Source organism: Romboutsia sp. D33t1_170424_H2 (assembly GCF_015669105.1).
Lineage (GTDB): Bacteria > Bacillota > Clostridia > Peptostreptococcales > Peptostreptococcaceae > Romboutsia_C > Romboutsia_C hominis.
Genome location: NZ_JADOZQ010000005.1, coordinates 72,738 through 82,420 on the forward strand (window position 1 = coordinate 72,738; position 9,683 = coordinate 82,420).

9 protein-coding genes and 1 riboswitch are annotated in these 9,683 nt (G+C 27.0%); of the genes, 3 read left to right on the plus strand and 6 right to left on the minus strand.

Annotated features, from left to right (window positions below; translation table 11 throughout):
- Positions 1 to 211: 211 nt before the first annotated feature.
- Positions 212 to 391 carry a hypothetical protein gene (locus I4U66_RS07675; protein ID WP_092924980.1) on the minus strand — a complete coding sequence of 60 codons (180 nt, stop codon included), beginning with the start codon at positions 389 to 391 and terminating at the stop codon, positions 212 to 214.
- A gap of 94 nt (positions 392 to 485) precedes the next feature.
- On the minus strand, positions 486 to 1,055 hold the full coding sequence (locus I4U66_RS07680; RefSeq protein ID WP_195928692.1) for a DNA-binding protein: 570 nt from the start codon (positions 1,053 to 1,055) through the stop codon (positions 486 to 488).
- Positions 1,056 to 1,456: 401 nt separating this feature from the next.
- On the opposite strand from I4U66_RS07680, the gene I4U66_RS07685 reads away from it, so the two are divergent.
- Complete coding sequence (locus tag I4U66_RS07685; RefSeq protein WP_330383720.1) at positions 1,457 to 2,506, plus strand: PTS sugar transporter subunit IIC; 1,050 nt, start codon at positions 1,457 to 1,459, stop codon at positions 2,504 to 2,506.
- Between the two features lie 50 nt (positions 2,507 to 2,556).
- Here the strand turns inward: I4U66_RS07685 and I4U66_RS07690 are convergent, their stop codons facing one another.
- Together I4U66_RS07690 and I4U66_RS07695 are read right to left on the minus strand one after the other, a co-directional pair.
- On the minus strand, positions 2,557 to 3,747 hold the full coding sequence (locus I4U66_RS07690; RefSeq protein ID WP_092924976.1) for a pentapeptide repeat-containing protein: 1,191 nt from the start codon (positions 3,745 to 3,747) through the stop codon (positions 2,557 to 2,559).
- A gap of 131 nt (positions 3,748 to 3,878) precedes the next feature.
- Positions 3,879 to 5,618 (minus strand): Na+/H+ antiporter NhaC family protein, encoded by a 1,740-nt coding sequence (locus I4U66_RS07695; protein ID WP_195581240.1) that lies wholly within the window; start codon positions 5,616 to 5,618, stop codon positions 3,879 to 3,881.
- Positions 5,619 to 5,908: 290 nt separating this feature from the next.
- Positions 5,909 to 6,084, minus strand: a riboswitch (Lysine riboswitch).
- A gap of 187 nt (positions 6,085 to 6,271) precedes the next feature.
- Here I4U66_RS07695 and I4U66_RS07700 point away from each other — a divergent pair.
- A complete protein-coding gene (locus I4U66_RS07700; protein ID WP_092924972.1) occupies positions 6,272 to 6,964 on the plus strand; it encodes a superoxide dismutase in 693 nt (230 codons plus the stop codon).
- A 147-nt stretch (positions 6,965 to 7,111) separates the two neighbouring features.
- Complete coding sequence (locus tag I4U66_RS07705) at positions 7,112 to 7,648, plus strand: metal-dependent hydrolase (protein WP_092924970.1); 537 nt, start codon at positions 7,112 to 7,114, stop codon at positions 7,646 to 7,648.
- Between the two features lie 37 nt (positions 7,649 to 7,685).
- Here I4U66_RS07705 and I4U66_RS07710 read toward each other — a convergent pair whose 3' ends face one another.
- Positions 7,686 to 8,279 (minus strand): TVP38/TMEM64 family protein, encoded by a 594-nt coding sequence (locus I4U66_RS07710; protein WP_195928693.1) that lies wholly within the window; start codon positions 8,277 to 8,279, stop codon positions 7,686 to 7,688.
- 182 nt (positions 8,280 to 8,461) lie between these two features.
- The gene (locus tag I4U66_RS07715) at positions 8,462 to 9,346 is read right to left on the minus strand and encodes a mechanosensitive ion channel family protein (protein ID WP_330383719.1); all 885 of its coding nucleotides are present in this window, start codon (positions 9,344 to 9,346) and stop codon (positions 8,462 to 8,464) included.
- Positions 9,347 to 9,683: the final 337 nt, after the last annotated feature.

Sequence of the window (9,683 nt, forward strand, 5' to 3'; positions counted from 1 at the left end):
AATATAAATAATTATACAATACATATATATATTTTTAAAACATTTACAGTCACTAAATAAAAAAACCTACTGTATAGCTTATAATATAAACTTAACAATAGGTTTTTCATCATTTTTAATCATAATTTTATTTTTCCTCATATTTAATGTATATAACTTTTACATCTTTAACACTGTCTAATATAGGAATGTCTATTTAAAGCCTTACTTATTAACTTTGAATATTATTTGAATTATAAGTATTTATTATGTTTACAAATTCATCAATAGAAACGACATTGTCTTTTACCATAAACTCATTGTAGTACCAATTTGCAAAATCAGGGTTAGCTAATGTTGAGTTTAATTTTTCAAAGTCTATCTCTTCTTTATTGTAATTATTTTCATTCATGTTTACCACCCCTTTTTATTTAACCTTATTATTAATCATATAAATACGATTTATTCACTTCAATCCCCTCTTTTTTATTTGTATACTTAACCCTTTATAGTAAATGTTTATTTTCCTTTAAAAAGTTTTTTAATGCTTGAGTTATTATTTCTTGTTTAGTAAAACTTGAATTACTACATAACCTTTCAAAATCTTCCCATATTTTTTTATCTACCCTTATGCTAGTTGATTTTAGTTCATCTATATTATTTTTTTCTATTACTATATCTTTTTTAGAAGTTTTTGTCTTAGGCTTTATTGCCTTAACATCCCTAACTTGTAAGTACCAATCATATACTTCACATAACTTGTCCATATCCTCAGGTGTTAAATTTACTTTCTTATCTCTTTTAGGTTTTTGTGTTTTTCTTTTAGTATTATTTTTTTTTACATTTTCCTTTTTTTCTACTTTAGTGTTTTTAATTTCATTAAATTCTATTTGTTTTTTCTCTTCTTTTATGTCATCTTTTAATTCGTACTTTCCATTTGTTAATTTGTACCCTTTTTTATTTAAGTAACTTCTTAATGTTTGTGGTTTTATCTCCATTTTATTTGCTATATCTTGAAACTTTAAGTTTTTATTTTGTAGTTGCAAAAATATTTTTATTCTTTCGTTTGCTGTCATTTTTTTCTCCTTGTAATTTAGTTAATTTATACCTACATATTATCATAAGAGTTTTATTTAGACAAAATTATGTGTTATAGTTCATATTATATATTTTTATTATATTTTAAAATAACAATTTATTTCTTTATTATATTTTCTGTACTCAATTCCCTTTAAAGTTAATATTTTTATTTTTTTAAATTTAATTAACATTTACTGTAAACTTTCTTATATATTTTAAAATAATAGTACATTTTTTTTTTAATTTTAGCATTTTTTTAACAAAACTATTTACAATTGTCGAAATGTGCTTTATAATCAAAATTGTCTTAAGATTTCTTTAATCAAATATGACATTAAGGAAAACAGTACCTTAAGAAAAAAAACATTACATTTATATATTTAGGAGGAAAATTAGCATGATGCAAATACTTACGAGTACAGCATTATTATTAGTTGTACTGGCATTATTCACATTATTTAGTTACAAAGCACCTCACGGAATGAAGGCAATGGGTGCATTAGCAAGTGCTGCTTGCGCAAGTTTCTTAGTTGAGGCATTCCACGCTTCTTTATTTGGACAACAATTTGGTATATCTTTCTTAGAGAAAGTTGGAGCTGCTAACGGTTCTTTAGGTGGTGTAGCTGCTGCTATATTAGTACCTTTAGCATTAGGTGTATCTCCAGTATACGCTGTATTAGTTGGTTTAACAGTTTCAGGATTTGGAATACTTCCAGGATTCGTTGCAGGATACTTAATATCATTCGTTGTTAAGTTCTTAGAAAAGAAAACTCCTGCTGGTCTTGATTTAATAGTTATAATATTAATTGCTGCTCCTTTAACAAGAGCAATAGCAGGATTTATGGATCCTATAGTTAATGATACATTAATGCAAATAGGACAAGCTTTAACAGCTGCTTCTACTACATCTCCAATATTAATGGGTATAATACTTGGTGGTTTAATAACAGTTGTTGCTACTGCTCCATTATCATCAATGGCTTTAACATCTATAATAGGATTAACAGGTCTTCCAATGGCAATAGGTGCATTAGCAGTATTTGGTTCTTCTTTCATGAACTTCGTATTCTTCTCAAAAATGAAATTTGGTTCAAAGAAAGACACAATAGCTGTTGCTATAGAACCTTTAACTCAATCAGATATAATAACTGCTAACCCAATACCAGTATTTGTTACTAACTTCATAGGTGGAGCATTATCAGGTGTTGTAGTTGCATTAGTAAGTTCTTATGTTGCACCACTTGCAATAAGTGTTCCTGGTATGGCAACTCCTATAGCTGGTTTCGCTGTTGCAGTTGGTCAAAACGGAACTCCTGCTTTAATAGCTGCTGTTGGATGTATAGTAGTTAGTATAATAGGTGCTTTAATAGGACATACATTATTCAAAAATACAAAAATACTTACTGCTGATGAGATACGTGGAACAGAAGAATCTTCTGCAGCATAATATATAAAAAAAAGAACGTAGATAATTCTACGTTCTTTTTATATATATTACTATCTTACAACTTTTCTCGTTAGAGTTCCTATACCTACTCCCATCATAATGATTCCTACAAGCATTTCAATATTTGCTACCATGTATGCTACTTCTGTGGGCTTTGAATTGTTAAACCCAACAGCTCCAAACATACCTACACTTAAATTTATAACCTCATTAAAATCTTTAATAAACTGTTTTAGGTTCCATGTACCAATATTACTTAAACTATATTTTATAACCTGTCCATCTAACTCAATACCTACTGCTAAAAATATAAATGCAAATATTATCATTATTACTAAAGATGATAATACACAAAGCCAAGGTCTTTCTCCATACCCACATGCTAACCAATATATATACGAATTTATTTTAGGTAAAAATTTAACACATTTTCTTTGTGTACATTTCCCTATATAATAATATTCTCCAAAATTATTATTCAAGTTATTTTCCTTAAATTTTTCGGACAAAGTTTTATATGTCATATATATACCTTCATATTCATTTTTATCCTTAACTCTAGGTTCAATTTTATCAAAAAATGTTTTAGCATCAAATTTAGTTGTAAATTTATCATCAAACATTATATCTTGTATATATGTATTTGAAATTTTAAAGCCTGAAAGATCACAATCTATAATCTCAAACATATCAATTTCACTATTTATTATAATTGAAGATTTTAAATATGTTAATTCAAAACTTGTGTTACTAATCTTACATTTTTCGAAAATACAATATGATAAGTCACTATTTAAAAATTTTGCATATATATCACAATTATAGAAACTACACCCTATATTGTCTTTTTTATTTAAAGAAGGTCGTTTTTCACTTCCTTCTTTTATGAATATACAATTTTCAAATACAACTCCTCCACCGCTAAAATTGCAATCATTAAAAGTACAACCTATAAATGTGCAGTCTTTGAATTTAATATTTTTAAAATCACATTTTCTAAATTTAGCACAAATTATATCTTGCTCTACTATTTCATAAAAATCTTGTTCGTCAAATATACCATCTTTGCCGATTAGTTTATCTTTTATTTTATTATAGCTATATTTTGAATTATTATCATAATCATTTAGTTCTATTTTTTTTGTAGTTGCATCTTTATAAAATGTTTCGTTATTTTTTTTTCTATTTGATAATTGTTCATTCACTACGGCCTTTTCTTCTTCAAAATTTATATATCCCATAGAATAACTCCTTGCTTTTAGATGAAAAGAAAACGTAAAATATATTTTACGTTTTCTTTTTTTACAATTATTATTATCTTATTTTATAATTATTATTCTATATAATACAAACTCTATTATTTTAAATAAAACTAATCCATAGTATAAATAATATTATCAACTTCTTCATACGTTTTCTTACCTAATACATGTATACCTATAAATGTAGCTAATAAAGCTATTGGTAATACTATATAAACAGGTATACCAAGTCCTGCCGGTATATATCCAAATAATACTGTTATTACGGCTGTAAATAATGCATAAGGCATCTGTGTATTAACATGATCTATATGATTACATCCAGCTCCCATTGATGACATTATTGTAGTGTCAGATATTGGTGAGCAGTGATCTCCAAATATAGCGCCTGTTAGTACTGCACTAGTACTAACTACTATAAACGACATTTCTGGGTTTATAGAATGAGCTAGTGGTATTGCAAGAGGCATAAGTATTCCCATTGTTCCATAAGCTGTTCCTGTAGCAAATGATATTATGGCTCCAAGTATAAATACTACACTTGGTAATAAAAAATTTGGTAGTGTTCCAGATAATAATGTTACTAAGTATTTAGCTGTTCCTAGTTCTTTTATAACAGAACTTAATGACCATGCAAGTATTAATATAACCCCAGTCATAATAAGTCCCTTCATTCCATCTATCCAAGCATCTATAGCTTCAGAGATTGTAAGTATATTTTTACTAACTCCAAGAACTATACCTACAATACTTGCAAATAAAGCTGACTGGAATAATGCAACCGAAGCATCTGCTCCACTAAACGCCTCTCTTATAGCATCAAATGAATATGGAGAATTAGTAAATAATTGTATTAGATTTTGGTTATCTGAGTTCATAGCTGCTGTGTATCCGCTATAATAAAAAGAAATTAACGCAGCTATTATTAATGTTCCTATAGGTATTATTGCATTCCATGAACTTAATTTTATACCTTCTTTTGGCTCTAAATCAGAATTATCATTACTAACATTGTTTGAATTGTTATTATTTTTATTAACACTTCGGGCTTTAATTTGAGCTTCTCTCATTGGTCCAAAATCCTTAGCTAGAACTGCTGATATAACTATAAATGCTAATATTAATATATTATAAAATCTATATGGTATGGTATTTAAAAATACTCCAAATGCATCAGCTTCTACTCCTATACCGTTAAATGCATCATTTATAAGTCCAACTTCAAGACCTATCCATGTAGATATTATAGCAAGCCCAGCTATAGGTGCAGCTGTAGCATCTATTATAAACGCTAGTTTTTCTCTTGATAGTTTCATTTTGTCTGCTACTGGTCTAACTATAGGACCAACTATTAATGAATTTGCATAATCATCAAAGAATACTAATAATCCTAAAAACCATGCTATAAGTTGAGTCCCTCTAGCGGTCTTTGATCTTTTGGCTAGGCTCTCTGCTATAGCTTTTGCACCACCCATTCTAGCTACTAGGCTTATAACCCCACCTATAGCTAAAACTTGAAGTATTATACCTGCATTCCATGGATCTGCTAATGAATTTAATGCCCTATTTACTATATCTAAAAATGCATTAACAAAAGCAACTATAACATTTCCAGATGACATGTTTATTATAAAGCTTCCTGAAAATATACCTACAAATAACGATATTACTACATTCTTAGTTATAAATGCTAAAACTATAGCAACTAATGGTGGTATTAAAGTTATCATCTTAAGTCTTTCTGAATTTATAGTTGATATATCATCCCCCCCTGCAAATACTAATGGCATAGACATCATAAAAATTATAATAGTCATTAATAATACCCTAAAATTTCTCTTGCTTCTCATAAAACTTCCCCCTTAAAATTGTTTAGTCTCTAGTGAATATAAGGGTATAAAAAATTCGCTTCGCTCATGTCGCCAACGACTTCGTCCGTTGCTCAAAATGTCTTTTTTACGCTCTGCAAACTGATTGGTATTACTCAACTTCAATAATTATCCACATTCTTTAAAGTATCATATTTTCCTAAAGCGTAAAAAAGTCTTGAGTATACACTCAAGACTTATAAATTTTTACATAAAGTTATACATTAACTTTTTAGATACAGCAATATAACTATACCTATGTATAAATTTTTCTCAAATGTAGCTCTTCACAAAATAAATTGTGACAGTGATACATATATTTTATGTATCCCCAGGCATATAACCTTAAAGCATCAGCTATACCCTTCGGCAATAGTTCCTTTCCTAATGATTCTACGCGCTTAACTCCTCATTAGTACTTTTAAATATTGCGACCTCTACCCTTTTTATTTTATTCACTTTTATTATTAATAGTATATATACCTTTATTTTTATTTTCAAGTATAAAAGATTTTTTTTATATCATTTATAAATAATATATAATAATTTTGTTATTTATATTTAAATTTATAAATTATTATACCTTTTGTAAATTTTTTTATAAATAGTAAACATACTAATTATGAGGTGATTTTATGAAAAAATTTTTATTTATAACTTTATTATTAACTATATTTTTTAATCCACAAAATATTTTCTCTTTATCTCCAATATATACCCCCAAAGAACCTATGCCTCTACCTTATTCTTATGATTCTCTTGAACCTTATATAGACAAAGAGACTATGATCTTACATTATGATAAACATTATAAATCTTACTTAGATAAATTAAATAATGCCATAAAAGGATACCCTGACCTTTATGCTTGTAGTATTTCTGATTTATTAACTTGTCTAGATTGTTTGCCTAGTGAAATAGCTAAAACTATAAAAGATAATGGTGGAGGAGTATATAATCATGAATTTTTCTTTGAAATAATGTCTCCTAATAGGAAAAAATTACATGGAAAATTAAAAAGTGCCATAAACAGAGACTTTAAATCTTTTGATAATTTTAAAAATGAATTTAATAAAGCTTCACTAAGTGTATTTGGATCTGGATGGGCATGGCTTGTATCTGATGACTCTGGAAATCTATCGATTATAACTACTCAAAATCAAAATACTCCTATTACATTAAACTTAAAACCTATAATTGGAATCGATGTATGGGAACATGCTTACTATCTAAAGTATCAAAATAAAAGGGCCGAATATATAAATAATTGGTTTAATATTATAAATTGGAGTAAAGCGGAAGAAAACTATATTCAAAATCTAAAATAAAAATTTATAATAATTTGTAGATTTTAAGTATATTCAATCCTTTTAAAATTATATTTTAAAAATAGTTTTTGAAAATTTTTACAATTTACTATATAATTAATACAAATATAATTATCAATAATATTATACTATCACCTAGGAGGTTTAATGGTAAAAGAAACTCATACTAAGGGAGGCTATATATTTGCACTTTTAGCGCTCCCTTATTTATATAAAACATTTTTAAATAATTATAGTGTATTTTATAAAGCTATTTTGCTTTTAATATACACATATTTTGCATATATAGGTTCATTATATCCTGATATCGATATGAGAGGTTCTTATATAAGTAAAAGATATCCTATTATATATAAATATTTTGGTTCTAGATTTAGGCATAGGAGCTTTACACATAGTCTAATTTTTATATCTTTACTTGCTTATGGTTTCAATTTTTTAATAAAATCTACAGATAGTAATATAGTATTTATATGTGTATCTTGCGGCTTTTTAGTAGGATATGTATCTCATCTAGTTTTAGATCTGCTAACTAAGGAAGGTATAGAGATTTTTTACCCTATAACCATTAATTTTTCATTCCTTCCTATAAAAACTAATTCTAAGACAGAAAAGTTAATATGCAAAGCTTTAAACTTTATAGTTATATTTTTACTAGGATATAGATTTTATATATTACTTTAATAACCCACCTAATATTAGATGGGTTATTTTATATATTCTATACATTTTCAGTTTCATTATCTTTTTCATGATTCTCTAAACTTTTCTTAACTTTATTACCTATAGTCCATGATAAAAATACTAATAAACAAAATATTAATATTTTAACAGGACTGTTTATAAAACCTTTTATGTCACTCATTGGATAACTTATAAATAAAAACATTATAAACTTTCCTGATAGCATTGCAGGTATAAAACATTTAGGATCCACTTTACAAAATGCAGATGCTATTGTTACTAAAAAACTTGGTACAAAGGGACAAGAATAAGCAAAAAATAGTAACTTAAATCCTTTTTTGTCCATCCATTTTATTGCTTTATCTACTTTTTTATTTCTAAATTTATTAAATAACTTATTATCGTTAAATCTACTAATAATTAAAAATAGCAATGCAGTACCTAAACCAGATCCTATCCAAGATAGTACAAGACCTCCAAATAGCCCAAGTAAAAGTGCATTAGCTCCTACTATAGCCATAAGAGGAAGTATAGGTAAAAAGCTTTCAATAAAGCTTGCTAGTAATCCTATTATCATGGTTAAAATCCAATAGTTTTGTGCAAAATGATTTAATTCTTGAATATATTCCATAATCTATTTCTCCTTATGTCTATTATATATTATAGTATACACTATTTTCACTTAAATTCACCATATTTTGACTAAAACTTCATATAACAATTGCTGCCATTTAACCTTTAAATAGCTCCTTCTAATATATTAATTAAAATAAATAAAAGCTAATACAGATAAACTTCCGTATTAGCTTTTATTTATAGACCTAAATCTTCCTTTTTCACATGTAAATCCATTTGTGGATAAGGTATGCTTATATTTTCTTCATCAAATCTTAATTTGACCTTCTCTAATAGGCTAAAATGTATATCCCAATAATGTTCCGATTTACACCATACTTTAACTATAAAGTCAACAGAACTTGGACTATGAGCACTAACACCTATAAATGGTTTAGGATTATCTAAAACAAACTCTTGTTTTTTTACGATATCCGTTAATACTTCCTTAACATGGAGTATATTATTTTCATATCCTACACTAAATGTTAAATCAACTCTTCTTTCTTCCTTTGCTGAATAGTTTATTAAACTACCATTTGACAATGTTCCATTTGGTATTAATATTAACTTATTGTCTATAGTTGTCAATTTAGTATAGAATAACCCTATTTCTTCAACTGTACCTTCATAAACTCCAGTTTGTATATAATCCCCTACTTTAAATGGTCTAAGTAATAATATTATAAAACCACCTGCAAAGTTAGATAAACTGCCTTGAAGGGCTAAACCTATGGCAACCCCACCAGAAGCTACAATCGCTGCAAGACCTGTCAATTTAACATCCCAATAGCCAAGAATTCCTATAAATAATATAACTTTTAACACACCTGCTGTTAATGACTGTATGAATCTTCTTAATGTTATATCAACATCTCTTTTTTCTAAAAATACTCCAAATTGTTTTACTACCTTTTTTATAATCTTTAATCCTATAGATATAACTATAAGACCTATTATAAGCTTTATTCCATATTCAGTAACCCATCCTATAAATTTTTCAATAAGTGTATCAAGTGGCATTTTACTCATTTGTTGTACCTTACTCGACACTTCTTTTGCTATTGCATCTGGATTTGTCATTTATAACCACCTCTTTTAAAACTTTCGACTTTTTACTCATACATATTACCTTATTTTTTGCAATATGTCTATATAATACAATTATTTCAAAAATATAACTATTTAAAATTATAGAGTCCTTTTAATTAGCTATTGTAACTTTAACTCATATATTACCTAACTACAATATTTATCCATATTTTTAAAGTATCATAATTTCCTTAAGCGTAAAAAAAGGTTGCCTAAGTTTAGACAACCTTTAAATATATTATAAATTATTTAGCATCAAAATGTCTTTCTAATAAACCTAAGAATGCTTTACCATGTCTTGCTTCATCTTTACACATTTCATGTACTG

Coding starts and splice junctions, on each gene's coding strand:
- I4U66_RS07675 (WP_092924980.1), bottom strand. CDS start 391: ATGAATGAAAATAATTACAATAAAGAAGAGATAGACTTTGAAAAATTA.
- I4U66_RS07680 (WP_195928692.1), bottom strand. CDS start 1,055: ATGACAGCAAACGAAAGAATAAAAATATTTTTGCAACTACAAAATAAA.
- I4U66_RS07685 (WP_330383720.1), top strand. CDS start 1,457: ATGATGCAAATACTTACGAGTACAGCATTATTATTAGTTGTACTGGCA.
- I4U66_RS07690 (WP_092924976.1), bottom strand. CDS start 3,747: ATGGGATATATAAATTTTGAAGAAGAAAAGGCCGTAGTGAATGAACAA.
- I4U66_RS07695 (WP_195581240.1), bottom strand. CDS start 5,618: ATGAGAAGCAAGAGAAATTTTAGGGTATTATTAATGACTATTATAATT.
- I4U66_RS07700 (WP_092924972.1), top strand. CDS start 6,272: ATGAAAAAATTTTTATTTATAACTTTATTATTAACTATATTTTTTAAT.
- I4U66_RS07705 (WP_092924970.1), top strand. CDS start 7,112: ATGGTAAAAGAAACTCATACTAAGGGAGGCTATATATTTGCACTTTTA.
- I4U66_RS07710 (WP_195928693.1), bottom strand. CDS start 8,279: ATGGAATATATTCAAGAATTAAATCATTTTGCACAAAACTATTGGATT.
- I4U66_RS07715 (WP_330383719.1), bottom strand. CDS start 9,346: ATGACAAATCCAGATGCAATAGCAAAAGAAGTGTCGAGTAAGGTACAA.